This is a genomic window from Streptomyces doebereineriae (genome assembly GCF_031845645.1).
Taxonomy (GTDB): Bacteria; Actinomycetota; Actinomycetes; order Streptomycetales; family Streptomycetaceae; genus Streptomyces; species Streptomyces canus.
The window spans coordinates 1-434 of record NZ_JAVREZ010000383.1; the positions used below are offsets into that span (position 1 = coordinate 1).

The window sequence follows — 434 nt, forward strand, 5'->3', positions numbered from 1 at the left end:
TCGTTCTTGGCCGGAAACTGTTCCAGCACTGGTGTTTTCAGCTAATTCCTGCTATTCTTAGCCTGCCCTTCCAGGGTTATTCCTCGAAGTAGTCCTCCCAAATTGAGGAATAGGAGTCGGCCAACCTTGCATTCCCTTGCGGTCGATTCCCTGTCAGGCTGCCGGACTTGCCGCAGGCTGTTGCGGTCGAGTCCGGCAGTCTGACTGGACAGGCGAACGTCTAACCAGAGGTGAATCTAGACTTGGTCTGACACACCGAGCTTGAATCGCCCAGCCGAGCATCTACCGGCTGGAGGACGTCGCGTGTGCCGGCGTGATACGAATTGTTGGAGTCCACGATCGAGATGACTACCGCGCGATGCTCCACGTCCTCGTTGACCAGGTGCCGCTTTTCGGCCGCGCCGAGCCACATGCGTACGCCCGGGCGACTGACG

1 protein-coding gene is annotated in these 434 nt (G+C 58.5%); it reads right to left on the reverse strand.

Annotation, left to right across the window (positions count from 1 at the left end):
• Positions 1–220: 220 nt before the first annotated feature.
• Positions 221–434 (reverse strand): hypothetical protein (locus tag RNB18_RS52410; protein WP_311721104.1); only part of this gene is annotated, 214 nt, incomplete at its 5' end.